At 63.8% G+C, this 25,541-nt stretch carries 21 protein-coding genes; 13 read left to right on the forward strand and 8 right to left on the reverse strand.

What is annotated here, in order from left to right; genetic code table 11:
• Nucleotides 1-36 precede the first annotated feature (36 nt).
• The 9 genes from AA098_RS23425 (at nucleotide 37) to AA098_RS23465 (ending at nucleotide 10,708) form a co-directional block, all read left to right on the forward strand.
• Nucleotides 37-1,473 carry a TolC family outer membrane protein gene (locus AA098_RS23425; RefSeq protein ID WP_003247298.1) on the forward strand — a complete coding sequence of 479 codons (1,437 nt, stop codon included), beginning with the start codon at nucleotides 37-39 and terminating at the stop codon, nucleotides 1,471-1,473.
• The gene (locus AA098_RS23430) at nucleotides 1,470-3,638 is read left to right on the forward strand and encodes a type I secretion system permease/ATPase (RefSeq protein ID WP_003247299.1); all 2,169 of its coding nucleotides are present in this window, start codon (nucleotides 1,470-1,472) and stop codon (nucleotides 3,636-3,638) included. Before AA098_RS23425 ends, AA098_RS23430 begins: the two co-directional genes overlap by 4 nt.
• Nucleotides 3,635-4,819 (forward strand): HlyD family type I secretion periplasmic adaptor subunit, encoded by a 1,185-nt coding sequence (locus AA098_RS23435; protein WP_064615035.1) that lies wholly within the window; start codon nucleotides 3,635-3,637, stop codon nucleotides 4,817-4,819. Before AA098_RS23430 ends, AA098_RS23435 begins: the two co-directional genes overlap by 4 nt.
• A 204-nt stretch (nucleotides 4,820-5,023) precedes the next feature.
• The gene (locus AA098_RS23440; protein WP_004576925.1) at nucleotides 5,024-5,923 is read left to right on the forward strand and encodes a chemotaxis protein; all 900 of its coding nucleotides are present in this window, start codon (nucleotides 5,024-5,026) and stop codon (nucleotides 5,921-5,923) included.
• 88 nt (nucleotides 5,924-6,011) lie between these two features.
• Entirely contained in the window at nucleotides 6,012-6,323 is a 312-nt protein-coding gene (locus AA098_RS23445; protein ID WP_003247302.1) for a hypothetical protein, read from the forward strand.
• Entirely contained in the window at nucleotides 6,320-7,054 is a 735-nt protein-coding gene (locus AA098_RS23450) for a YkgJ family cysteine cluster protein (RefSeq protein ID WP_003247303.1), read from the forward strand. The genes AA098_RS23445 and AA098_RS23450 overlap by 4 nt, the downstream gene beginning before the upstream one ends.
• Before the next feature lie 200 nt (nucleotides 7,055-7,254).
• Nucleotides 7,255-7,479, forward strand: a complete 225-nt coding sequence (locus AA098_RS23455; RefSeq protein ID WP_003247304.1) for a hypothetical protein — start codon at nucleotides 7,255-7,257, stop codon at nucleotides 7,477-7,479.
• A gap of 204 nt (nucleotides 7,480-7,683) precedes the next feature.
• On the forward strand, nucleotides 7,684-9,018 hold the full coding sequence (locus tag AA098_RS23460; protein WP_003247305.1) for an OprD family porin: 1,335 nt from the start codon (nucleotides 7,684-7,686) through the stop codon (nucleotides 9,016-9,018).
• Nucleotides 9,019-9,217: 199 nt separating this feature from the next.
• Entirely contained in the window at nucleotides 9,218-10,708 is a 1,491-nt protein-coding gene (locus AA098_RS23465) for a sensor domain-containing diguanylate cyclase (RefSeq protein WP_003247306.1), read from the forward strand.
• On the opposite strand, the gene AA098_RS23470 is transcribed toward AA098_RS23465, so the two are convergent.
• On the reverse strand, nucleotides 10,705-11,181 hold the full coding sequence (locus AA098_RS23470) for a PA2169 family four-helix-bundle protein (protein WP_003247307.1): 477 nt from the start codon (nucleotides 11,179-11,181) through the stop codon (nucleotides 10,705-10,707). The two genes, AA098_RS23465 and AA098_RS23470, sit on opposite strands and share 4 nt — an antisense overlap.
• A gap of 201 nt (nucleotides 11,182-11,382) precedes the next feature.
• Here AA098_RS23470 and AA098_RS23475 point away from each other — a divergent pair, with 201 nt between their 5' ends.
• Nucleotides 11,383-11,604, forward strand: coding sequence for a DUF3820 family protein (locus AA098_RS23475; RefSeq protein WP_003247308.1), 222 nt, complete (start codon nucleotides 11,383-11,385; stop codon nucleotides 11,602-11,604).
• Between the two features lie 194 nt (nucleotides 11,605-11,798).
• Here AA098_RS23475 and AA098_RS23480 read toward each other — a convergent pair whose 3' ends face one another.
• From AA098_RS23480 to ptsP, 3 genes are read right to left on the reverse strand one after another with little or no spacing between them, the layout of a single operon-like run.
• Nucleotides 11,799-13,541 carry a PTS fructose-like transporter subunit IIB gene (locus tag AA098_RS23480; RefSeq protein ID WP_003247309.1) on the reverse strand — a complete coding sequence of 581 codons (1,743 nt, stop codon included), beginning with the start codon at nucleotides 13,539-13,541 and terminating at the stop codon, nucleotides 11,799-11,801.
• Entirely contained in the window at nucleotides 13,538-14,485 is a 948-nt protein-coding gene (pfkB, locus tag AA098_RS23485; protein ID WP_064615036.1) for a 1-phosphofructokinase, read from the reverse strand. Before pfkB ends, AA098_RS23480 begins: the two co-directional genes overlap by 4 nt.
• Nucleotides 14,486-17,338 (reverse strand): phosphoenolpyruvate--protein phosphotransferase, encoded by a 2,853-nt coding sequence (ptsP, locus tag AA098_RS23490; RefSeq protein ID WP_064615037.1) that lies wholly within the window; start codon nucleotides 17,336-17,338, stop codon nucleotides 14,486-14,488.
• 284 nt (nucleotides 17,339-17,622) lie between these two features.
• On the opposite strand from ptsP, the gene cra reads away from it, so the two are divergent.
• Nucleotides 17,623-18,618: a catabolite repressor/activator gene (cra, locus tag AA098_RS23495; RefSeq protein WP_003247312.1), complete on the forward strand. Its 996-nt coding sequence runs from the start codon at nucleotides 17,623-17,625 to the stop codon at nucleotides 18,616-18,618.
• Nucleotides 18,619-18,620: 2 nt separating this feature from the next.
• Nucleotides 18,621-19,397 (forward strand): TatD family hydrolase, encoded by a 777-nt coding sequence (locus tag AA098_RS23500; protein ID WP_003247313.1) that lies wholly within the window; start codon nucleotides 18,621-18,623, stop codon nucleotides 19,395-19,397.
• Nucleotides 19,398-19,441: 44 nt separating this feature from the next.
• On the opposite strand, the gene ampE is transcribed toward AA098_RS23500, so the two are convergent.
• From ampE to AA098_RS23515, 3 genes are all read right to left on the reverse strand, one after another.
• A complete protein-coding gene (gene ampE, locus AA098_RS23505) occupies nucleotides 19,442-20,272 on the reverse strand; it encodes a regulatory signaling modulator protein AmpE (RefSeq protein WP_003247314.1) in 831 nt (276 codons plus the stop codon).
• Nucleotides 20,269-20,841 (reverse strand): 1,6-anhydro-N-acetylmuramyl-L-alanine amidase AmpD, encoded by a 573-nt coding sequence (gene ampD, locus AA098_RS23510; protein ID WP_004575862.1) that lies wholly within the window; start codon nucleotides 20,839-20,841, stop codon nucleotides 20,269-20,271. Before ampD ends, ampE begins: the two co-directional genes overlap by 4 nt.
• A gap of 88 nt (nucleotides 20,842-20,929) precedes the next feature.
• The gene (locus AA098_RS23515; protein ID WP_064615038.1) at nucleotides 20,930-23,089 is read right to left on the reverse strand and encodes a DUF1631 domain-containing protein; all 2,160 of its coding nucleotides are present in this window, start codon (nucleotides 23,087-23,089) and stop codon (nucleotides 20,930-20,932) included.
• Nucleotides 23,090-23,331: 242 nt separating this feature from the next.
• On the opposite strand from AA098_RS23515, the gene nadC reads away from it, so the two are divergent.
• Complete coding sequence (gene nadC, locus AA098_RS23520) at nucleotides 23,332-24,180, forward strand: carboxylating nicotinate-nucleotide diphosphorylase (RefSeq protein ID WP_004575864.1); 849 nt, start codon at nucleotides 23,332-23,334, stop codon at nucleotides 24,178-24,180.
• 75 nt (nucleotides 24,181-24,255) lie between these two features.
• Here nadC and trxB read toward each other — a convergent pair whose 3' ends face one another.
• Nucleotides 24,256-25,218, reverse strand: a complete 963-nt coding sequence (gene trxB, locus AA098_RS23525) for a thioredoxin-disulfide reductase (protein ID WP_004575865.1) — start codon at nucleotides 25,216-25,218, stop codon at nucleotides 24,256-24,258.
• Between the last annotated feature and the right edge of the window lie 323 nt (nucleotides 25,219-25,541).

The raw sequence follows: 25,541 nt of genomic DNA on the forward strand, positions 1-25,541 counted from the left end.
CCCGGCGGCATGGACGACCAGCAGTAAGGGAACTATGTGAAGCGAAGCAGTCCGCTGTCACCGCTGTTGCTGGGAGCCTTCGGGCTCCTGGCCCTGAACTTCCACCCGGTTGCCCAGGCAGCCGATGATATAGACCCCCACCTGCGCCAGATCGGGCCGTCGCTGCTACGCGATGCGCCCGAAGCGGTGCCCGCCCGCCCCCCCATCGGCATGGCCCCGGTCGCCAGTGGCGAACGGCTGAGCCTTACCGACGCGGTGCTGCAGGCAGCGCAATGGCACCCGAGCATCGCTGAGGCCATCGGCAACCTTTACAAGCAGGGCGAAGGCATCAACGTCGCCCGTGCGGGGTATTACCCACAGATTTCCGGTGGCCTGCGCACCGGTTATGACACCGGCTATGGCGGCGACCGCAATAGCCAGGCCCTGAACCTGTCGCTCAAGCAAATGCTCTATGACTTCGGCAAGGTCGACAGCGCCGTCAACGCGGCCCAGGCGGCCGCCGCCCGCGCCCAGGCCAATATCCTGCTGGTGGTCGACGACCTGGCCCGCGACACAGCCTATGCCTGGATCGAAACCCGCCGCTACGAGCAACTGATGACGATTGCCCGCGACCAGATTCGCGGCGTGGGCGACATTGCCGGCATGGCGCGCCAGCGCAGCGACATGGGCGCCAGTACCCGTTCCGACGTGGTGCAGGCCGAGTCCCGCGTGGAAAGCGCCCGTGCCACCCTGGAAGAGTACCAGTCGCAGTACGAGCGCTGGCGCTCGACCCTGGCGGCGCTGATGGGCCGCGTTACCCCACCGGCACTGGCCGAAGGCTCACCCGCCGAGCTGAACCAGGCCTGCAAGCGCCCTGCACAGGGTGATGACCGCCTGCCCGCCGTGCTGATGGCCCTGGCCCAGCGCGCACAGGGCCAGGCCGAGCTGGCCCAGGCAAAGGCGGAGGCCTACCCTACCCTGTCGTTGCAACCGCAGGTCAATCATTACCTGGACGACGACTACAACCGCGATAACGCACGGCTGGACCGCACCCAGGCGGGCATCTACCTGAACGTCGAAGTCCCCATCTACCAAGGGGGCTCCATCAGCGCCCGTACCCGCGCCGCCGGCCACGCGCTGACCGCCGCCGACGCCGCCGAAGACGCCGCACGCCTGCAAGCGCGTCGAGGCCTGGCCGAGGCCATGGCGCAAACCTCCGGGCTGGGCCGCCGGCTAACCTCGCTGGAAGCACGCCAGGTCAGCATCCAGGAGGCACGCATGCTCTACGGGCGTCAGTACCTGGACCTGGGCACACGGCCACTGCTCGACCTGCTCAACGCCGAGCAGGAGATCTACCAGTCACGCTTCGAACTTGCCGGCACCCGCTCCGATCTGCTGCGCCTGGATGTCGACTGCCTGTACAACACCGGCGCCCTGCGCACGGCCTTTGGCCTTGAGGGGCGCAACCTGCAAGGTGTGGAGATCCAGCCATGAGTGATTCGATCGATGTGACCCTGCCCAACCAGGCGCCCGCGCCGGAGCAGGCCGCCGCCCACCGGCCAGACCTTGGCCCCTGGCTTGAGGTGATGTTGCAGGTGGCACACCACTACCGCCTGGACGTATCACCCCAGCGTATTCGCCTGGCCGCTGCGGAGGATGCCCGCCCGTTGAATGAAATCCTCCGCCACATGGCACGTCAGGCGGGGCTGGCATTGCGCTTCGTGCACTTCGATGCCAAGGGCCTGCGGCAATGGCGCACGCCGCTGGTGCTGGAGCTGGACGATGGGCAGCTGGCCGTGGTCGAGTCGGTGACCGAAGAGGACGACCTGGCAGTGGTGTTCGCCGGTGACCAGGGCCTGACTTCACGTCTGCCCCGCGACACCCTGAAAGGCCGTATCAACCGCGTGGCCCTGCTGCGCCCGGCCCGGCCACTGCGCGATGTGCGCACCGACGACTACACCGCGCCTTACGACCGCCACTGGTTCGCCCGCATCGTACTGCGTGACCTGCGCCCTTATGGGCAGGTGATGGTCGCTTCACTGGTGGCCAACGTGCTGGCGCTGGCCGGCGTGCTGTTCTCGATGCAGGTGTACGACCGAGTGATACCGGCTGAATCCCTGCCCACCCTCTACGTCCTGTTTGGCGGTGTGGTGTTGGCACTGGTGTTCGACTTCAGCATGCGCCTGCTGCGGCTAAAGGTGACCGACCTGCTCGGCAAGCGCGCCGACCTGCGGGTGAGCGACCTGGTCTACGGCCATGCCCTGCGCCTGCGCAACTCGGTGCGGCCGAAGTCCACCGGCTCGTTCATCTCGCAGTTGCGCGAGCTGGAGTCGATCCGCGACCTGATCACGTCCAGCACCGCCACGGTGCTGGCCGACCTGCCGTTCTTCCTGCTGTTCCTGTTCGTGTTCTGGCTGATCGGCGGCGTACTGGTGTTCATCCCGCTGGTCGCGCTGCTGGCCATGGTGTTGCCCGGGTTGCTTGCACAACGGCGCCTGGCACGGTTGGCCAATGCCTCGATGCGTGAGTCCGCGCTGCGCAACGCCATGCTGGTGGAAAGTATCCAAGGCCTGGACGAGATCAAGGCACTGCAGGCGGAGGCTCGCTTCGAACGGCAGTGGAACCAGTACAACGCGGCCTGCGCGCACACCAACCTGCGCCTGCGCACCCTCACCAACGGCCTGGTGACCTGGACGCAGAACGTGCAGGGTGCCGTGTTTGCCGTGGTCATCGTGATCGGCGCACCCATGGTCATCGCCGGCGACCTCACCACGGGTAGCCTAGTGGCGGCATCCATGCTTTCGTCGCGGATGATGGCACCGCTCGCCCAGCTGACCCATGTGCTGACCCGCTGGCAGCAGGCCAAGGTAGCGCTGCAAGGCCTGGACAAGCTGATGCAGTCACCAGTCGACCACCCCGAAGGCGAAGCCCGCGTGCACCTGCCAGCCATTCACGGCGAGTACCGCCTGCGCCAGGCCAACTTCCGCTACAGCGAAGACTACCCGCCAGTGCTGAACATTGGCCGGCTGGACATCCAGCCGGGCGAGCGCATTGCCGTGCTGGGCCGCAACGGCGCCGGCAAATCAACCTTGCTGCAGGCGCTGGGTGGGGCCATGGACCTGGTACAGGGCGAGATCAGCCTGGACGGCATCGCCATGGCCCACCTCGACCCTGCTGACCTGCGCCGTGACGTCGGCCTGCTGCCGCAGTACGCGAGGCTGTTCCACGGCACCCTGCGGGAAAACCTCACCCTCGGCGCCGGCCAGGCCAGCGACCAGGAACTGGTGGCCGCGCTGGCCGCCACTGGCGCACTGGACTTCGTCCGCCGCCTGCCCAAGGGCATGGACCACTTGATCCTCGAAGGAGGCCTGGGCTTGTCTGGCGGCCAGCGCCAAGCCCTGGTGCTGTCGCGCCTGCTGGTACGCCAGCCGCAAGTACTGCTGCTGGACGAGCCGACCGCGTCGCTGGACGACATGACCGAGCGCAAGCTGCTGGATAACCTGGAGCGCTTCTGTCAGGGCCGTACACTGGTGATCGCAACCCATCGCCTGAGTGTTCTGCAGCGGGTCGACCGCATCCTGGTGCTGGACGCCGGGCGCATCGTCATCGATGACGCGCGCGATGCCGCGCTGGCCAAACTGCAGGGAGCCCAGGCATGAGCAACCATGAACTCCCGGCTTCCTACCTGGACGGGCAGGACGACCAGGCGGTGTTCCGCGCCAGCCGCATCATCACCCTCTGCGCGCTGATGCTGGCGGCGTTCCTGGCCTGGGCGGCCTGGTTCGAGGTGACCGAGGTGTCCACCGGCACAGGCAAGGTCATCCCAAGTTCGCGAGAGCAGGTCATTCAGTCGTTCGAGGGCGGTATCGTCGCGCAGATGAGCGTGGCCGAAGGCGACCTGGTCGAGCGCGGCCAAGTGCTGGCCCAGCTCGACCCGACCAAGACGGCCTCCAGTGTGGGTGAAAGCGAGGCCAAGTACCGGGCTGCCAAAGCCAGTCAGGCTCGCCTGCAGGCAGAGGTGACCGGCAAGCCCCTGACCTTCCCGGAAAGCCTGCGCGACTCTCCTGACCTGATCGATGCCGAAACCGCGTTGTACCAGACCCGCCGCCGCGGCCTGGAACAGACCCTGGCGGGTATTCAGGACTCGTTGCAGCTGGTGCGCAGCGAGCTGAAAATCACCGAGAACCTGGCAAAGATGGGGGCCTCCAGCCGGGTTGAAGTGATCCGCCTGAACCGCCAGCGTTCCGAGCTGGAACTCAAAGCCAACGAGGCGCGCTCAGACTATCTGGTGCGCGCCCGGGAAGAACTGGCCAAGGCCAGCGCCGAAGCGGACGCCCTGTCGGAAGTGATCCGCGGACGCAGCGACTCGCTCACCCGCCTGACCCTGCGCTCGCCGGTGCGCGGCATCGTGAAGGACATCGAGGTCAACACCCTGGGTGGCGTGGTGCAGCCCGGTGGCCAGGTGATGAAGATCGTGCCGATGGACGAACGCCTGCTGATCGAAACCCGCATCGCGCCACGGGACATCGCCTTCATTCACCCCGACCAGGCGGCCAAGGTCAAGATCAGCGCCTATGACTACTCGGTGTACGGCGGGCTGGACGGCAAGGTGGTGGGCATTTCGCCGGACACCCTGCAGGACGAGGTCAAACCGGAAATCTACTACTACCGCGTGTTCATCCGCACCGAACAGGACAGCTTGCAAAACAAGGCCGGCAAGCGTTTTGCGATCGTGCCAGGGATGATTGCCACGGTGGATATCCGAACGGGCGAGAAAACCATCCTCGATTACCTGATCAAGCCGCTGAACCGGGCCAAGGAGGCCCTGCGCGAACGCTGATCCAGTTGTTTACACACATCCCTGTGCGCGCGGGCATGCCTGCGAACACCGGCGAAGCCGGTGCCATGCACCGCGACGCACGTTTCGCGGGCATACCCGCTTCCACAAGGGGCCCAAGCACTCCTGAGTTCTGTGCAAATTGCCTAAAGCCCGACCAAAACAGGCCGATAACCGGATATCCCCTGCTCCCCACCGAAGGTCACCATGGCCACGCAAAATGCCCGCGCGGATTCGCTATCCCTGCTGCTGTTCACCCTGCGCAGCGGCAAGCTGATGGCAATCAACCTGCTCAAGGTCAGCGAGATCATCCCCTGCCCGCCGCTGACCAAGCTGCCCGAGTCACACCCCCACGTAAAAGGTGTGGCAACCCTGCGGGGCCACTCGCTGTCGGTCATCGACTTGTCTCGCGCCATTGGCGAACAGCCACTGGTCGACCCGCAGGGTGGCTGCCTGATCGTTACAGAGATCAGCCGCTCACGCCAAGGCCTGCATGTACAGGCAGTCAGCCGCATCGTGCATTGCCTGAGCACCGACATCAAACCGCCGCCCTACGCCTCGGGCACCCGCTCGTTCATCACCGGTGTGACGCGCGTGGACAACACCCTGGTGCAGGTGCTGGACATCGAAAAAGTCATACACGCCATCGCCCCGCCCGTCGCCGAGCCAGCGCACGGCACCTTGAGCGAAGAAGACGCCAGCCTGCTGGCCGCCGCCAACATCCTGGTGGTGGACGACAGCCAGGTGGCCCTGCAGCAGTCAGTGCACACCCTGCGCAACCTCGGTATCGAATGCCACACCGCGCGCAGCGCCAAAGACGCCATCAACGTGCTGCTGGAGCTGCAAGGCACCGCGCAGGAGATCAACATCATCGTCTCCGACATCGAAATGAGCGAAATGGACGGCTACGCCTTCACCCGCACGCTGCGTGAAACCCCCGACTTCCAGCACCTGTACGTGCTGCTGCACACCTCGCTGGACAGTGCCATGAGCAGTGAAAAGGCGACCCAGGCCGGGGCCAATGCCATCCTTACCAAGTTCTCCTCGCCAGAGCTGACCGATTGTCTGGTGGTGGCTGCGCGTACCGTGGTGTTCGCCGAGCACTGATATATTCAGCGACAAACTCCCCGGCTTGCCGCCGGGGGTGACTCGGGCATAATTCGCGCCCCTCGCAAGAAAATTGCCGGAATCGCGTATGAAGCTTCTCAGCTCTATCTTGATCAGCTGCGCCCTCTTCAGCGGTATTGCCCAGGCCTCCAGTAGCCAGGCCTGGAACGAGCAACGCCAGCAGATGCTCAAGGCTTGCCTGACCGCCAGCCAGTTCAAGGACGCCCATGCCCGCGGCAAGCCCGCCGAGTTTGATGACCAGGTCGGCATGAGTGCCCTGCTGATCGAAGGCGTCTACCCACAGAAGCACATGCAGCAGCGCACCGGCACCGAACTGTGCCTGTACGACCGCCAGCACCAGCGTGCTTTCGTCAGTGAATGGAGCCCGGAGGCCAAGTGACCGACCGCTTACGTTTCGGCTGTACCGGCTGCGGCAAATGCTGCACCGGCCACCATGTGCCACTGACGCTGGCCGAAGCGCGTCGCTGGGCGGACGATGCCGGCCAGGTGGTGGTACTGATCGAGGCCTTCGTCGTGGACGGCCCCGGCATGCCGCTGGAGCAGCGTGACCATGTGCTGCGACGCTCCCATCCAGTGCATTGTGGCGAGGGCGAGGCACGCGTCTCGGTGACCTTTGCTGCATTCAACCCCGGACGTTGCCGTAACCTCGACGCCAACGACCTCTGCACCATCTATGAGCAGCGCCCGCTGGTGTGTCGCATCTATCCGGTAGAAATCAACCCGCATATCCCGCTGCGGCCAGACAGCAAAGACTGCCCGCCTGAGGCTTGGCAACAGGGGCCGGAGCTGATTCATGGCGCGCAACTGGTCGATGTGGAACTGCAGGCACTGGTACAGGCTTCGCGCCAGGCCGACCGCGATGACATTGCCGCCAAAGTGGCGGTGTGCCAGGCATTGGGCATGACGACCAGTGCGCTCAAGGGGAATGGGTTTACCGCCTACTTGCCGGATATGGGGGCCTTTGCTGCGGCACTGGCGCAGGTACAGGGGAATGAAGCGGCACAGTGGACCTTGCATGTGCAGGATGAAGCGCTGACGGCAAGCTTGCAGGCACTGGGTTTGCGCACAACCCATCAAACCCCGGTTTATTACGCCTTTATCGGTTTCTAGCCTGACCATTTTGCCCAAGGCAGCACCCTGTGCAGGTGTTCTAGCACGGGACTTTCGCCGAAAGTCCTATTGATTTTCGCAAGTATCGTTACCTTTTGCGCAACAGTGCTTATCGCACTTCGCTCTGTTTCGAGTGCACTGAAAGGACTAACTTTACCCCTGTCCTCATTAGCACTTGCACCGCAAGAAGGTAGTTTCAAATGTCCAACAGTATGGGTATTGCCAGCGTCTTCGTCCTGTCTTCCCTGTTGTTGTCGCCCCTGGCCATGGCCGAAGAATCCCCGGCTTTCGTTACCCGTAATGCAGCGTTCGCGGCGGTCCATCAAGAGGCCCGTGAGGCTGTTGCCGCAAACAAGGCAGATACCGCAAAAGACGCGAAACAGACAGCTTCCAAAGTGAACGTCGATGCCAATGCCGACAGCTGATCAAACGCTGTCGCTGTTCCTTCTTTCCCTTGGCTACGCCATGGGCACCTCCGGTGCCGATATGTTAGCCTTTTAAAGCCGCTGCCGATCAGCGGCTTTTTTTATGTGCTTTAACACTCAGCCCGGCTGTAACGTGTACCTATAAAAAGACGCACATTCAAATATAAAAACTGCCCCACCGTCAGACCAAAGGAGCTAGTACCGGTGCCTTCCGCGTTTCGTTTTACCCCGCTTTTCATTGCGTTGACTGCAACGATCCCTTTCGCCGCCCAGGCAGATGAAGACAAGGCTGATGGCTTCATCGAAGGTTCGTCCTTCAACCTGCATTTTCGTAATGCCTACTTCAACCGCGACAACCACAACGCCGGCGTGCGCGACACCCGCGAGTGGGGCCAAGGCGCGGTAGCGCGTTTCGAGTCGGGCTACACCCCAGGTGTGGTCGGCTTTGGCCTGGATGCTCATGCCATGCTGGGCCTGAAGCTCGACGGCGGTGGCGGCCATGCCGGCACCAGCATCCTGCCCGAACACATCAAGGACGACGGCGAACTGGGCGCTGCCCCGCATTCGTTCTCCACTGCCGGTGCTGCGGTCAAGCTCAAGGCCTTCGACACCGAACTGAAAGCCGGTGACCTGTTCCTCACCAACCCGGTGATCGCCGGCGGTGAAACGCGCATGCTGCCGCAAACTTTCCGCGGTGTAAGCCTGACCAACACCAGCATTGATGGCCTGTTGCTCGAAGGCGGCCAGGTCAGCTTCACCCACCCGTACAACCAGAGCGGCCACCGCCGCATCGACACCTACTACGGGTCACTGGACGAGCACGACAAGAGCAAGCACCTGAACTGGGCCGGCGCGTCGTGGAGCGGTACCGAGCACATCACCGCCAACCTGTACGCCGCCGAGCTGAAGGACATCTGGAACCAGTACTACGCGGACTTCGACTACACCTATGTGGTCAATGACCTGGTCAGCCTGAACCCAGGCGTGCACTTCTATCACACCCAGGACACCGGTCAGGCCCTGCTAGGCAAGATCGACAACAACACCTACAGCGTGCACTTCACCGTCAACGCTGGCTTCCACAGCGTCACCGCCGCCTACCAGCGAGTGAACGGCAACACGCCATTCGACTACATCAACCTGGGCGACAGCGTGTACCTGGACAACTCGCGCATGTACTCGGACTTCAACGCGCCGAACGAGCGTTCGTGGAAACTGCAGTACGGCTATGACTTCGCCGGTGTCGGTGTGCCTGGTTTGTCTACCTCGCTGTCCTACTCGCGCGGCGAGGCTGACCTGACCAAGGCCACTCAGGACACCACTCACTACGACTACTACCGTGAAGATGGCAAGAACGCCATGCACTGGGAACGCGACCTGGACGTGAAATACGTGTTCCAGGAAGGTGACCTCAAGGACCTGTCGGTGCTGGTGCGTTATGCCACCCACCGCGGCAGCCAGGGTTATGCGTCGATCGACAGCAACAGCGACAACGATGAAGTGCGGGTCATCGTCGACTACCCACTGAACGTGTTCTGATCTTTTGCTGCCAGTGTAGGAGCGGGTTCACCCGCGAAGAAGGCTCGCCGATGTTCGCGGGTAAATCCGCTCCTACAGGGGCACACGGCAACTCGAAAAGAACAGTACACCGTGCTTCCGTCGGACAAATCTTGTCCGACAATCCCTGCTTCCCTAGAATACCGCCGCCGCGAATGGCCCTGCCCACGCAGTAGCGAGCATGCCCACCCAATCCCCGCGTTTCGCAATCTACAGGTCGCACCCCGAGCTGATCCTCAATCTGGGCAGTTGCCTTGCCGTGCTCGCCATCGTGGCCATCGTCAGCTACCTGCTTGCCCGCGAGCGCGAGAGTGTCGAGCAGTCGGCGGTGCGCTCGTCGAACAACATCGTCCAGCTGATCGAAAGCGACATTCTGCGCAACGTCGAACTCTACGACCAATCACTGCAAGGCCTGATCTGGGCCGTCGGGCGCAAGGAACTGCCGGAAGTCCCCGGCCCGATACGCCAGCGCCTGCTGTTCAATGAAGCCTTCGTCGACCGCAAGCGCGGTGACGTGCTGTGGCTGGACAAGCAAGGCAATGTCGTCGGCGACTCCACCAGCAGCGTGCCACGCAAGGCCAACTTCGGCGACACCGGGGTGTTCAAGGCCCACCAGCACAATGCCAACCTCGGCTTGCTGGTGGGCCCCCCGTTCAAGGCCAAGCTTGGCGACCTGGACTGGTGTATCAGTTTCAGCCGACGCATCTCGGGCCCCAATGGCGAGTTCGCCGGGTTGGCAGCGGGTGCGCTGCGCCTGTCGTACTTCAATGAGTTGTTCCAGCGCCTGGACATTGGCCACGACAGCAGCATCAACCTGTTCAATACCGACGGGCAGTTGCTCGTCCGCCAGCCCTCCCCCGCGCAAGACCCGCTGATTGGCACTTACTACACCGAACGGCCCAATTTCAAGCGCATCCTCAGTGAACAAAGCGGTAACTTCACCGCCCGCTCCCACAGCAGCGGCAAGCCGCGCATATTCACCTTCGCCCGGGTCGCGCAATTGCCCTTGATCGTACTGGTGGTGGATTCGGCCGACGAGGTGTTTCAGTCCTGGCGCCGCACCGCCATTCTGGTCAGCGTCGCCACCGGCGGTCTGTGCGTGGGCATTCTGTGGCTGACGTTGCTGCTTGGCCGCGAACTGCGCCGCCGCCACGAAGCCGAAGAAAACCTGGCGATGCTCGCGTCCACCGATAGCCTGACTGGCCTGGCTAACCGCCGCAGGCTGGACCATGTGCTGCGCCAGGAATGGGCCCGCGCCCAACGCAGCCGTAAGCCGTTGGCGATACTGATGGTGGACGTGGACCACTTCAAGGCATTCAACCAGCGCCATGGCCATGCCGGTGGCGACCATGCCTTGCGCGAAGTGGCGAAGGCCATCGAAGCCTGCATTCGTCGCCCGGCAGACCTGGCTGCGCGCTATGGTGGGGAGGAGTTTCAGGTAGTGCTGCCGGAAACCGATCTGGCCGGGGCCCAGCTACTGGCTGAACGCATCCGCGCCAGCGTCGAGGCGCTGGCGCCGTTTGCGGATGATGCCCACGCAGTGACCGTGAGCATCGGTATCGGTCTGTCCGGCACCCAGCACGACCTTGGCAGGGTGCTGGGTGCTGCGGACGAAGCGCTCTACCGCGCCAAGGCCAATGGCCGAAATCGGGTAGAGGGCCCGCTCGATTAGGAGCGGGCGCGGGCAGCGTTGCGCAGGGCCTTGACCTGGTCATGGTTGCGCTGCACGCCTTGCAGCTGCTTTTCCACCAGGCTGTAGGTCATGTCGCTGGCAGTGCGGCCCAGTTTCACCAGCTTTTCGCGGGCTTCCTTGTAGGCCTTGAGGGCGTGGTCCTCGCCACGCTCCACCTCGTTCAGCACGGCTTCTTCGTCCTTGCCGGTGACCATCGACTTGAGGTTGACCCAGCCGCGGTGCAGGTCGCCACTGATGCTGGTAGAGGTTTCCGGGTCGCCGCCCAGGCGGCGTACTTCGCCCTGCAATTCACTGGCAGCGTTGGCGCACTCGCCCGCACGCTGGACGAAGAACGCTTTCAGTTCGGGGTTCTTTACATCATCGGCCGAGGCCTTGAAACCTTTCTCGCCATCCTTGCTGTACTCGATCAGGTCGTTGAGTACGTCGATCACGTCTTTGTTGGGGTTGCTCATGGTCGAACTCCTTGGCAGGTGATAGTCCTCTAGAGAATTGCAGTGTTCGTGCCACGCTTTTAAAAAACGCGAACCCCTTACTATTCAATAACTTACAGCTTGATTGGCGACTGTTGGTTACGGCGTTCTGCATGATTGCCGCTTGGGGCTTCGTGCAGATTGCAGTATGGTCGGCGCCTTTCCACAGCCAGGTGCGCGAAGATGAAGCCGGAAACCCTCGAACTACTGGTGACCCGCAGCATGCCGTTCGGCAAGTACCAGGGCAGGATCATTGCCGACCTGCCCGGTGACTACCTGGCGTGGTTTGCGCGCAAGGGCTTCCCGGCAGGAGAACTGGGCGGGTTGCTGGCATTGATGCATGAGATCGATCACAACGGGCTGGGTGATCTACTGGTGCCGTTGCGGCAGAAGCATCGCCGTTGAAAGGCCAACACGGGCTCTGTGGGAGCAACTGTCTTGCTCAATTTCTGAAAGCTGGCGCGATCCGTGTGGGAGCGGCCTTGCGTCGCGAAAGGGCTGCACAGCAGCCCCGGGATTTCAGCGTCGATGCAAACAATGCCGGGGCCGCTTCGCGGCCCTTTCGCGACACAAGGCCGCTCCCACAGAACGAGGTCTGCTCATACACTTTTAGCAGGCGCCACGGCCAACTCCACACCCTCGCTCTTCTTGATAACCGCATACACCACCGCTGTCACCAGGCTACCCGCCACAATCGCCAGCAAATACAGCAACGCATGGTTGATCGCGTTGGGGATCAACAACACGAACAAGCCGCCATGCGGCGCCATCAGCTTGCAGCCAAAATACATCGACAATGCCCCGGTCAACGCACCACCGGCGATACTGGCCGGAATCACCCGTAAAGGGTCCTTGGCGGCAAACGGAATCGCCCCCTCGGAGATGAAGCACAGCCCCAGCGCCAGCGCCGCCTTGCCCGCCTCGCGCTCGCTCTGGGCGAACTTGCGCCTGGCCAGGAAGGTGGCAATACCCAAGCCAATCGGCGGCACCATGCCGGCGGCCATGGTCGCCGCCATTGGCGCGTAGCTCGATGAGGCCAGCAGCCCCACCGAGAACGCATAGGCGGCCTTGTTGATCGGCCCGCCAAGGTCGACGCACATCATGCCGCCCAGCAACAGCCCCAGCAGGATGGCATTGGTGGTGCCCATGCTGTCGAGGAAGTGCGTCAGGCCTTCGAGCATCGCCGCTACCGGCTGGCCGACCACGTAGATCATCACCAGCCCGGTGAACAGACTGGCCAGCAATGGAATGATAAGGATCGGCTTGAGCGCCTCCAGGCTGCTGGGCAAGCGCGCCCATCGGGCAATGGCCTTGGCACTGTAACCGGCAAGAAAACCGGCGACGATGCCACCGATAAAGCCGGCCCCCAAGGTGCTGGCCAACAGGCCGCCAATCATGCCCGGGGCCAGCCCGGGGCGGTCGGCGATGGACCAGGCGATATAGCCTGCCAGTAGCGGAACCATCAGTTTGAAGGCGGCTTCACCGCCAATCTGCATCAACGCCGCCGGCAAGGTGCCCGCCTCTTTGTAGGCCTCGATACCGAACACGAACGACAGGGCAATCAGCAGACCGCCGGCCACCACCATCGGCAGCATGAACGACACACCGGTCAGCAAGTGCTTGTACACGCCGGTTTTCTCGCCCTTGGCCGGCGTGGTCGCCGCTGCAGCGTCGGCAGCGTTTTCCACCGTGGCCTGCGCCAAGGCTTTGTCCAGGGTAGCGCGGGCCTGCTTGAGGGCAATGCCGGTACCACAACGGTAAATACGTTTACCGGCGAAACGTGCAGTGGGTACTTCAATGTCGGCGGCCAGCAGCACCACATCGGCCGCAGCGATGGCGTCAGCGGACAAGGGGTTGCGCGCACCGACCGAGCCCTGGGTCTCGACGGTAAGCTGGTAGCCCAGTTGTTGTGCGGCTTGCTGCAAGGCTTCAGCGGCCATGAAGGTATGGGCTACGCCGGTCGGGCATGCCGTGACGGCAACGATGCGGGCGCCAGCACTGCCAACTGCGGCGGGGGTGCCTGTCACAGCGGCCAGCAGTTCGGCGTTGGCCGCCGCTTCGTCGAGAAAGCCTTCGCGATCAGCCAGCGCCTGGGACGGCGTGCTTTGGTACAGGCGCTTGCCGACGAAGCGGGCCAGGTCCACCGGCCCGGTGCTGACCACAAGCACCCAGTCAGCCTCGGCGATCTGTGCAGCGCTCAGTTGCCGCTCGGGGTGTTCAGTATTCTGCACTTCGACGCTGGTGCTCCAGCCGCGCCGCTGGGCAGCGGCGGACAGCAAGCGTGCGCTCAGTACACTCGATACCTGGCCGTTGGGGCAGGCGGTGACTATGGCAATGTTCATCGGCAACCCTCTTGTTGTTCTGTCAGTTGCACGGCCGCTTCCAACTGCGCCAGGTGCTCGCGGTCATGGATGCCGAAGCCAACCTGGGTAACGGCCTGGGCGGCGATGGCAGTGGCCCGGGTCAACGTCTCTGCAGGCGCCTCGGCCAGCAGCAGGCCGTGGACCATGCCGGCCACCAGCGAATCCCCCGCCCCCACCGTGCTGGCCACCCGCACCTTGGGTGGGCGGGCCTGCAGGGCCAGATCGCGACTGAACCAAGTGACGCCCTGCTCGCCCGCAGACACCACCACGTGTTCAACGCCACTGTCCAGCAGGCGCTTGGCGGCGGCGCGCTGTTGCGCCAGGTTATCCACAGCCAGGCCCAGCACTTCGCCCAGTTCTTCGGTATTGGGCTTGACCAACCAGGGCGCGCTTTGCAAGCCGACACGCAGGGCTTCACCACTGCTGTCCAGGACTACCTTGAGGCCTTGGGCCTTCAACCGTTCGAGCAACTGGCGGAACCAGTCGGCACTGATTCCACGCGGCAGGCTACCGGCCACCACCACGGCATCGTGACCGGGGGCAATCTGTTCCAGCCTGTGCAGCAAGGCACTGCGGGCCGCCTCGTCGACCTCCGGGCCCTGCCCGTTGATGTCGGTCACGCGGCCATCGGCCTCGACCAGCTTGATATTGCTGCGGGTTTCGCCCGACACACGGACAAAGCAGTCGGTAAAACCGCGGCCGTCGATCAGCGCCTCGAAGGGCTGCAGATTGTCGCGCCCGAGGAAACCGCCCACGGTTACGCTGTGCCCCAGGTCGGCCAGTACCTGGGCAACGTTCAGCCCCTTGCCTGCGGCGTGACTGTGCTGCGCCTGGCTACGGTTGACCTGCCCTGGGCGCAGAGTGTCCAGGCCGATGGTGATATCCAGCGCAGGGTTCAGGGTAAGAGTGAGGATCTTGGCCATTCAGTAACGCTCCACCAGCGCGCGAACTGCTGCGGCGCTGTCCTGTTGCAGGGCCTCGCGCGCCAGGGCGCGGGCTGTCTGATGATCGGCCTGGCGAACCAGTGCCTTGACTTCGGCGATGCTGCGCGCGGAGACGCTGAGTTCGTCCACGTCCAGCCCCAGCAGCACGGCCACCGCCTGCGGGTCGGCCGCCAACTCGCCACACACGCCCACCCACTTGCCGTGGGCATGGGCGGCGCGCACGGTCATGTCGATCAGGCTCAATACCGCCGGGTGCAGGCCATCGGCCTGTGCCGAGAGGCTGGGGTGGCCACGGTCGATGGCCAAGGTGTATTGAGTCAGGTCGTTGGTGCCGATGCTGAAGAAGTCCACCTCGCGCGCCAATTGCGCTGCCAGCAGGGCCGCTGAAGGCACCTCGACCATAATGCCCAGTTGCAGGTCGGCTACCGGGATTTCTGCACGCAGGCGCTCTACCATGGCCCGAGCCTCACGCCACTCGTGCACCTGGCCAACCATCGGGAACATGATACGCAACGGGCGCTGGTCGGCGGCCCGCAGCAACGCGCGCAACTGATCTTCCATCACTTGCGGGCGCTGCAGGGTCAAACGCACGCCGCGCACGCCGAGGAAGGGATTTTCCTCGGCAGCGATCGGCCAGTAAGGCAACGGTTTGTCGCCGCCAACATCCAGGGTGCGCACCACCAGCGGGCGCCCATCGAGGCCATCGAGCACGCGGCGGTACTCGGCTTCCTGAGTAGCCACATCCGGCGCTTGAGGGTGGGCCATGAAAATCAGTTCGGTGCGCAGCAGGCCGACACCTTCGGCGCCCTGCTCCACCACCTTGGCGATGCCGTTGCTATCGCCGATGTTGGCAAACACCTCGACGGCATGCCCATCACGGGTGATGGCCGGCTCGAAGCGGTTGGCCCAGGCGGCCTGCAGGCGTTGCTCGCGCAGGTCACGCTCGGCCAGCGCCCGCTGAAGCTCATCCGCTGGCGGTGCGACGCTGACCACACCACGCTGGCCATCGAGCAGCAGCGGCGTACCACTCTCCAACAGCAGTATCGATGCACCCGCGCCGACCACTGCTGGTATGCCCAACGCCCGGGCGACGATGGCACTGTGGGCCGTGGCGCCGCCCTGGGCGGTGACAATGCCGGCAACCCGGTTGGGGTCCAGGCGGGCGACATCGGATGGACCGACTTCGGTCATCACCAGCACATAGGGTTGCTCGGGTTCAGCCTGCGCCTGCACACCACACAACTGCGCCAGCACGCGGCGGCCAATATCGCGCAGGTCGGCGGCGCGCTCGGCGAGCAGCGCATCGTGCAACGCCTCTTGCTGACGGGCCGCAGCTTCGATCACGGCCATCCACGCGGCCGCAGCGCTTTCGCCCTGGGCCAGGCGCTGTTCGACGTCGTCGCTCAGGGCCGGGTCGGCAAGCATTTCCTGGTGGGTGACGAAAATTTCGCCAATAGCCTTGTCGCTGCGCAGGACCAAAGCCTGCAGTTCGCCATTGACGGTAGCCAAGGCTTCGCGCAGTTTCTGCCGCTCCAGGGCGCACGATTCACCCCGCAAGGGATAGTCGAACTCACGCTCGACACAGACATGCGCCGGGCCGCTGGCAATGCCGGGGGCGGCGCCCACACCCTGGATACGGCTGCCGGCCGCTGGCGCTTGCAGTACTTCGGGTACGTCATCGGCAATGGGCGCGACGCTCTGCGGTAGCGGTTCCACCTCTTCACCCAAGCCTTGTTCGATAGCTGCCAGCAGCACCGGCAAGGCATCGGCAGCGATGCTCGGTTCGGCGACCAGTTCCAGTGCCTGACCACGGCGTGCGCCGAGGCTGAGCAGCTTGCTCAGGCTCTTCACCGATACGGCTGGCTGCGCGCTATCGACCAGGCGCACACGGATTTCCCCTTCAAAGCCTTTGGCCAGTTGTGCAAGCACCTTGGCCGGGCGCGCATGCAAGCCATGTGGATTGGCCAGCACGACACGTGCGCCAGGCCAGTCCGCCGGCGCTTCACCGCCCAACACTTCCAGTACCGCACGGCTGCTGGTGGCCTGGTAGAGCATCTGCCCGCGGCCTTCGATCAAGACTTCGCACAGACGCTCGAGCAGGGCCTCGTGAGCGGCGCCAAGGCTGGCCAGGCAGAACAGACCGTTGAGCGGCTGGTCGCGGTAACGCAGCGGCTGCTGCGGGGTGATGAAGGCGAGGCCCGGCTGACGAACCTGGCGCTCGCTGTGCAGCCACCACAGGCCCTCACCCAGCGGCAGCGGCTCGGCCTGCTGCAGCACGGCGGCAAAGCCACTGTCGACACAGTCGGCACGTTGCAGCAGGCGGGCACCGCGCCAGGCCAGTTCGTCGAAGTCTTCTGCCGGCACGTTCAGGCCGACCAGCTGCGCATCCAGCGCCAGCGCCTGGGGCGCGCCCTGCAGCAGCTTGAGCAGCGCTTCGGCAGAGCTGGCCCGGCGCAAGGCTTCGGCCAGGTCGGTCTCGCCCAGCGCCCGGGTCAACAGCTGCAGCAGGCGCAGGTGTTCGTCGGAGCGGGCGGCAATACCAATGGCCAGGTAGACCATTTGCCCGTCACCCCAGTCTACTCCCTCGGGGAACTGCAGCAGGCGTACGCCGGTGGCATACACCAGGTCACGTGTTTGCGGCGTACCATGGGGAATGGCGATGCCCTGGCCAAGAAACGTGGAGCCTTGTGCCTCCCGGGCCTGCAGCCCTTGCAGGTAACCGTCGGCAACCAGGCCGTCCGCAACCAGCCGATCCGCCAGAAGGCGCAATGCCTCGGCCTTGTCGGCGGCCTTCTGGCCCATGGCTATCTGCTCATTGGCGAGCTCGAGCATGACCTTCTCCTTTTGCAGTTCCCGTTCGGGTACTGGAGTATTGTTGTGAAATTCACATAAAGGGCCAGTTCAGCAGCCTTGCGCAGGTGGCAGCCGAGGCAGAAAATTCGGCAGCTGAAACGTTTAATCTGACCAGACGGCCACGTTACTCGATAATCTGCCCAGTAAAAAGCCCCATCCTGTCGGACAATTGCGACAATGGTCGTCTGCGCGTGATGCCTGTACCGGGTCAAACTACCCGGTCCGGCCTTACAGCCAGCCCCGGTAATAACAAGGAAAATTCGGTGAAACTCAGCGATATCGCCCGTCTGGCCGGTGTGTCCGTGACCACTGCCAGCTACGTCATCAATGGCAAGGCTGAACAGCAGCGCATCAGTAACAGTACTGTCGAGCGGGTACGCGCGGTGGTCGAAGCCCACGGCTTCACCCCCAACCCGCAGGCTGCTGGGCTGCGCAGCCGGCATACCCGCACCCTGGGCTTCATTCTCCCGGATCTGGAGAACCCCAGCTACGCCCGCATTGCCAAGCAACTGGAGCAAGGCGCCCGCGCCCGCGGCTACCAGCTGCTGATCGCCAGCAGCGACGACCAGCCAGACAGCGAGCGCCAACTGCAGCAACTGTTCCGTGCGCGCCGATGCGATGCGCTGTTCGTTGCCAGTTGCCTGCCGCCAGAAGATGACAGCTACCGCGAACTGCAGGACAAAGGCCTGCCGGTGATTGCCATCGACCGCCGCCTGGACCCCGCACACTTCTGCTCGGTGATCAGCGACGACCGCGATGCCAGCCGCCAGCTGGCCGCCAGCCTGCTCAGCTCGGCCCCACGCAGCATCGCCCTGATAGGCGCGCGCCCCGAGCTGTCGGTTAGCCAGGCGCGTGCCGGCGGATTCGACGAAGCCCTGCAAGGCTATACCGGCGAAGTGCGCCGCTATCAGGGCGAAGCGTTCAGCCGTGAGTGCGGCCAACGCCTGATGCAGCAACTGATCGACGACCTGGGGGGCCTGCCGGATGCTCTGGTGACCACTTCGTACGTGCTGTTGCAGGGCGTGTTCGACACCCTGCAGGCGCGCCCGGTCGACTCGCGCCAACTGCAGCTGGGTACCTTTGGCGACAACCAGTTGCTCGACTTCCTGCCGCTGCCGGTCAATGCCATGGCCCAGCAGCATGGCCAGATTGCCGCCACTGCGCTTGAACTGGCACTGGCCGCCATCGAGGAAAAACGCTATGAACCCGGCGTGCACGCCGTTGGCCGCACCTTCAAGCAACGCATCTCAGCGGCCTGAACATGCGCCTGATCGACACCCACACCCACCTGGACTTCCCCGACTTCGACGCCGACCGTCCGCGCCTGCTGGCCAACGCGGCGGCCCGTGGGCTGGAGCGGATGGTGGTGCTGGGGGTATACCAGGCGAATTTCCAGCGCGTGTGGGAGCTGGCCTGCGCCGAGCCGCGCCTGTTCGCCGCGCTTGGCCTGCACCCGGTCTACCTCGACCAGCATCGCCCTGAGCACCTGGTGCAGTTGCGCGAGTGGCTGGAGCGCCTGCGCGACAACCCGCGGCTATGTGCCGTAGGTGAGTTTGGCCTGGACTATTACCTCGCAGACCTTGACAAGACCCGCCAGCAGGCGCTGTTCGAAGCGCAACTGCAGATGGCTTGCGACTTCGAACTACCGGCCCTGCTGCACGTGCGCCGCAGCCATGCCCAGGTGATTGCCACACTCAAGCGCTACAAGCCAGCGCGGGCGGGGGTGATTCATGCGTTTGCCGGCAGCTACGAAGAGGCCCGCGAGTACATCAAGCTGGGCTTCCTGCTTGGGTTAGGCGGTGCGGGTACCTGGCCGCAGGCGCTGCGGCTGCGCAAGACTCTGGCGCGGCTGCCACTGGACAGTGTGGTGCTGGAGACTGATGCACCGGACATGGCACCGGCGATGTACCCGGGGGTACGCAACAGCCCGGAGCATCTGCCGGAAATTGCCACGGCGCTGGCGCACGTGATGGAGCTGGATGTCGAGGTGCTGGCACAGGCCAGCACCCGCAATGCTTGCACGTTGTTCGGCTGGTGAAACTCGGGTGACCGGGATTCGCGTGGGATGCGATTGGCCCCGAATCAGACCAGCACGGTCCACAGCGCGAACCCGGCATACCACAGCACTGCACAGCGCAACAGCAATTCCCACAGACTGTCCAGCCGCCCCAAACCGCGCTGGCTGTCCTCTTCTTCGGGAATGTCATCGGCAATCCGCCCCACCCGAGCCACCAGGTGCCCGGCGCTGATGTGCCAGTTGAGCACCTCGTGCAGCATCACCCGTGTCACCGCGAGGAAGTTGCCCACCAGGGCAAAGCTCAACGCCAGCGCCCGCACCGGCAACCAGTCCATGATGTGCCGCAACTGCTCGGCACGCGCCTTCAAAGCCGGCTGCTTGCTGTGCTCACTACACAGCGCCAACAATCGATAAGCCAGCGCAGCGCCAGGGCCCAGTACGAAATACCAGAAGATCACCGCAAAAAAGCCCTGGTACACCTGCCACAGCAAGTTACCCTGCACCCGTACCAGCAGGCTGTGGGGTTCATCGGCCACCAGGCCCAGGTCACGCTCGGCTACGTGCAGCGCCGCCTGATCGTCCCCCCGCCGCCAGGCATCACGAAACGCCCCCAACGATGCCTTGGCATCGCCGCGGCCCAGGCTGTAGATCAGCACCAGCAGGTGCACCGGCAACGCCAGCAAACCATACGCCACAGGCTCCAGCACATGCAGCAGCAACACCAGCAGCGCTACCGGCGCCAACACCAGGATGGCCAACGTCCACCACGGGTGCACCTTGCCGCTGCGTTCCAGGCGCACCAGTTCACCAAGAAAGAACCCGTCACGCTGCACCTTATGGCGCAGCGCCGAAAACTTCTCGACCCACAGCGCCAGCACCAACACCAGAAAACTCATGCCTTGTCCTCGTTGTGCTGCAGCGCCTGGCGGTAGCGCGGCCAGTCGAAGGCCGGGCCGGGGTCGGTCTTGCGCTGCGGGGCAATGTCGCTGTGGCCCTGAATGCGGTTCAGGTCGATGGCCGGCCAGGCACTGCGGATGTGCCGGGTGAGTTGCTCCAGCACCGCATACTGGGCATCGGTATAGGGCAGGTCGTCGGTGCCTTCCAGCTCGATGCCGATGGAAAAGTCGTTACAGCCTTCGCGCCCGTCAAAGCTCGACACACCCGCATGCCAGGCACGGTCATGCAACGACACGAACTGCGTCACCGCGCCGTCACGCTCGACAAACAGGTGCGCCGACACAGTCAAGTGGTTGATGCTGGCAAAATACGGGTGTTCATCAGGGGCCAGGCGGTTCTGGAAGAATTGCTGCACCTTGCCCGTGCCGAAACAGGCCGGGGGCAGGCTGATGTTGTGGATCACCAGCAGGGAAATCGATTCGCCTTCGGGGCGCGCATTGAAGTTCGGCGAGGGGCAGTGGGTGATTCCGATTCCGTGGAACCAGCCAGTGGCACGGTCCAATTGCATGGGCAGATCCTGAAAAACGCCGTGAACATGCCCACAGTATGCCCTGTGGCCAACACCGTGTGCATGTGAATGATTGTAATGTGTCTGCCTATTGCGCCTGCCCTTGCCGCAAGCTCTCAAGTACCGCCTCCAGCGCCCGTTCGAATAACAGACGGTCATCCAGTACGCGCACTTCGTGCCGCTGCAGTGCCTGGGCCAGGCTGGCGCTGCTCCACTCGCGCACTTTCATGCCGGTGCGGTTGGCAAACACCAGCCTGTCACTGCTGTCAATGCGCGCGACCAGCTTGCAGCGCAGTGGTTCATCCTCGTCGAGCACCTCGACCCAGGTGCCGATGCGCAGGCGTTGCGCCTGGCGCAGCGCTGCAGCCTGCCCGTCGGCAGCGTGCAGGGGCACGCAGGCGGGCTCTTCGGCAATAGCCAGCACAATCTCTTCGGCCACCCGCACATCGCCCAAGGATTGGCCCTCCCTGCCCGGCAGCGCCTCATTACCTGCGCAGACCCGCAGGTGCAACTGTTCCAGTTGCAGGAAGAACTCGCGGGTCGCCACCGCGTCCAGGGCTACACTGGCCAGGCCATCGCGCAGCGCCTTGAGCAGGCCTGGCACTTGCTGCAGCAAGGCTTGTGGCTCATGTGGCGGCGTGATGCTGGCCAGCAGCATGTCCATCGTCTGCACTGCGTCGTGCCAGGCCTGTGAGCCCTCGCCCTGTTTCAGCCAAGCCAGCAGCAGTACCTGGCTCCAGGCCTGCACCAGCATTTGCACCACCACCTGCGGCAGTACCCGGCTACGCAGGCGCTGGTTGAGCACGTGCTGCACCTGCTGCCTGGCTTGCATTGCCCGGGCACGGCCTTCTTCGGCGTCGCGAGTGCGTTGCTCCAGCAACTCGTTACGTCGCCGTTCGTCCTGATTGAATGCCAGGAAGTCGTCGAGCAACTCGGCGAACAGGCTGGCATCGTCGGCAAAATCATTGAGCAAACGCTGGACGATACGCTCTACCCGCACGTGCAAGCTGTCACGCTGGCCTTCGCTGCCGCACTCCCAGCCAATCGCGGCGCCGGCGATTTCGTTGAGCAAACGGCGCGCCGGGTGGCTACTCCGGCTGAACAGCCCCTTGTCCAGTAATGCCACCTTGAGCAGGGGAATATGAAGGCGCGCAATCAGCGCCCGCAGGCTGGCCGGCAGGTTGTCATCGTTGTGGATGAACGCGAACAGCAGGCCAACCAGGTTGATCATGTCTTCGTCAGCCACGTGAAGGCGCCGACGCGTACCGCTGCGCACGCTGACCCGCAACAGCAGCTGCTCAAGCTGCTGGCCGAGCTCGAAGTCATCGGCCTCGTACGTGGCGGGCACATAGCGCTGCAAATGCGACAGTAGCCGGAGCAGGTCGGCGGTACTGATCGGCTGGGCGGCAGCCACCGCGTGCAAGCGCGGAGCGAACTGCCCGCGCACCGGCGCCAGCAGTGCCTGCAACGAGGCAAACAACGCCTGCCCTGCGGCGTCAGCCCCCTCCTCCTGGCCAAGGTTCGCCGGCCCGGGTCGCGCACGCATGCGCCGGTCTTCGGCACGCCGGCGCGGCGCCGGTTGCAGCTCGGGCAGTACGCCGGCAGCGGCCAGCAACTGGTTGGCTTCGCCATAGATCACATCGGCATCACGCAGCACATAACGCTCGAACAGCTTCAGCAGCACCAGCTTGACCCGCAGGCCAACGCCCAGATTACGCCCGGCCTCGAGGAAGTAACGACACAGCGCGGCTGGCCCCAATGGGTTGTGCTGCTCGTACAGGGGGCGGTCGAGCAATGCCTGCAGGCGCAGACCCAGTTGCTGCAGGGCGATGCCATCGCGTGACAGCACCCGCGCCACCATGCCCTCGATGGCGGCGGCCCGCTCCATTTGAGCCTTGCTGCGCGGGTTGCCCGGCTCGACCAGGTTTGCCAGCAAGTCGACCTGGCCGGCTCGGAGGAAAGCATCATGGAACGTATCCAGAAAACCACGCTCGATGCTCTTGCGCTTCAGGCGCAGGTCACGCATGGCCTCGAAGTACAGGTTCTGGTCACCGCGGTCCGAGGCCTTGTCGGCCATTTCGAAGAGCATGTCATCGGCATTGTCGAACAAGTCCTGCAGGCCCTGACGCAACTGCAACGCGGCCTTGTCGCGCACCTGCAGCAACACGACCGGAAGGCAAGGATGAGGCGTGCGCCCCCCTCGGTCGATGGCTGCCGCCAAGGGCACCACCTTGCCTTCTTTTTGCATCCTGGACTCCTTGCAGGGTGTCTTGCCCGAAAGGGCTAAAAATCGTCAAAGCCATGGCGCCAAATACCAGTCGCCATTATCGGTAAAAAACCGTATAGCTACCAGCGCCGTTTCGCTGGCTGGCTAATGACCCTGATCGGCTCCGATTACTCACAACGCCCGACCAAAGGTCAGCGCCAAGGCGGCTGTACACACCGGCCCCCTGCCCTATAATCGCGGGCACCTAGCTTGTGGAGCCGACCATGCCGAACCTACGCCTTGCCGACCTGACCGCTGAAATTGAAGCCAACGTGCGCCGCGCGCTGTTGGAGGACATCGGCAGTGGCGATATCACCGCGCAACTGATTCCGGCCGAGCGCCTGGCCAAAGCGACCATCATCACCCGTGAAAACTGCGTGGTCGCCGGTACCGCTTGGGTCGATGCCGTATTCCGCCAGCTCGACCCGCGCGTTGCTGTGCACTGGCAGGTGGCCGACGGTGAGCAGGCCACTGCCAATCAGCCGTTGTTCCACCTGGAAGGCCCGGCCCGTTCGCTGCTCAGTGGGGAGCGCAGCGCACTGAACTTCCTGCAGATGCTGTCGGGGGTCGCCACCCGTGCGCGCTTCCTCGCCGACTTGGTTGCAGGCACTCAGGTGCGCCTGCTGGACACCCGCAAAACCCTGCCGGGCCTGCGCCTGGCGCAAAAATACGCAGTGACCTGCGGTGGGTGCGACAACCACCGCATAGGCCTGTACGACGCCTTCCTGATCAAGGAAAACCACATCGCCGCCAGCGGCGGCGTAGCCGAGGCGGTGGCCGCAGCACACCGCATTGCGCCGGGCAAGCCGGTGGAAATCGAGGTCGAAAGCCTGGACGAACTGCGCCAGGCGCTGGCCGCTGGCGCGGACATCATCATGCTCGACGAGCTGAGCCTGGACGAAATGCGCGAAGCCGTGCGCATTACCGCTGGCAAAGCCAAACTTGAAGCCAGCGGCGGGGTCAACGAAACGACCCTGCGGGTGATTGCCGAGACGGGGGTGGACTACATCTCGATTGGCGCCATGACCAAGGATGTGAAAGCGGTGGACCTGTCGATGCGACTGAGCCTGTGAGCTGATTGCAGACCATAAAAAACCGGCGCTTGGCCGGTTTTTTATTGGGGGCGCTTTGCACCCCTTTTTCTCAGATCAGGACGAGGCGTTGGCCAAACCGTCCAGGTAGCGCTCGACATCCAGCGCTGCCATGCAGCCCGCACCGGCCGACGTGATGGCCTGGCGGTAAACGTGGTCAGCCACGTCGCCAGCGGCAAACACACCCTCTACGTTGGTCGCGGTGGCGTTGCCTTCGCGGCCGCCGTTGACTACCAGGTAGCCGTCTTTCAGGGTCAGCTGGCCTTCGAACAGCGAAGTGTTCGGGGTGTGGCCAATGGCGATGAACACGCCGTCGACCTTGATTTCGTCGCTGCTGCCGTCGTTGTTCTTCAGGCGCGCACCGGTTACACCCATGTTGTCACCCAGCACTTCGTCCAGGGTGGCGTTGAGCTTGAGCTCGATCTTGCCTTCGGCCACACGGGCGTTCAGCTTGTCGACCAGGATCTTCTCGGCGCGGAAGGTTTCGCGACGGTGTACCAGGGTCACTTTGCTGGCGATGTTGGCCAGGTACAGTGCCTCTTCCACGGCAGTGTTACCACCACCGACCACGGCGACCGGCTTGTTGCGGTAGAAGAAACCGTCACAGGTGGCACAGGCCGAAACACCCTTGCCCATGAAGGTTTCTTCCGACGGCAGGCCCAGGTAGCGAGCGCTGGCGCCAGTGGCGATGATCAGCGCATCACAGGTGTACTTGCCGCTGTCACCCTGCAGGGTGAACGGCTTGTTGGCCAGGTCGACAGCGTTGATGTGGTCGAAGACGATTTCGGTTTCAAAACGCTCGGCGTGCTCTTGCATACGCTGCATCAGAGCCGGGCCGGTCAGGCCGTGGGGGTCGCCCGGCCAGTTGTCGACTTCGGTGGTGGTGGTCAGCTGGCCACCCGCCTGCATGCCGGTGATCAGCAGCGGCTTGAGGTTGGCACGGGCGGCATACACCGCAGCGCTGTAACCGGCAGGGCCGGAACCGAGAATGATGACGCGCGAATGACGTACTTCAGACATGTCGAACTCCTGTCGAGCGGGCCGCAGGGCCGGCATCGGTGTACCGGCTGCGCCAGCCAAGAAATTAAAAAGGACCCACGCAGCACTTGGGGAAGGCTAAAACGCGCAGGCCCGCAAAGCGAAAAGTTGAGCGCACTGTAGCGAGGTCGCAAAGATTAAGGAAATATCCTTAGACAATCCACCTCATAGGCATCGCCTATGCTGCGATTTCATCGATAAACACGCTCCGGGCGCTTTTGTTACATCCCGTTTCCCGCCCACTGCGTGCCTTTCGTCGGCGCGGCAAACTCGGTAAGGTCAGCGCGTTTTCCTTCTCTGCGGAG

Origin of the sequence: Pseudomonas sp. JY-Q (genome assembly GCF_001655295.1) — a bacterium.
Lineage (GTDB): Bacteria > Pseudomonadota > Gammaproteobacteria > Pseudomonadales > Pseudomonadaceae > Aquipseudomonas > Aquipseudomonas alloputida.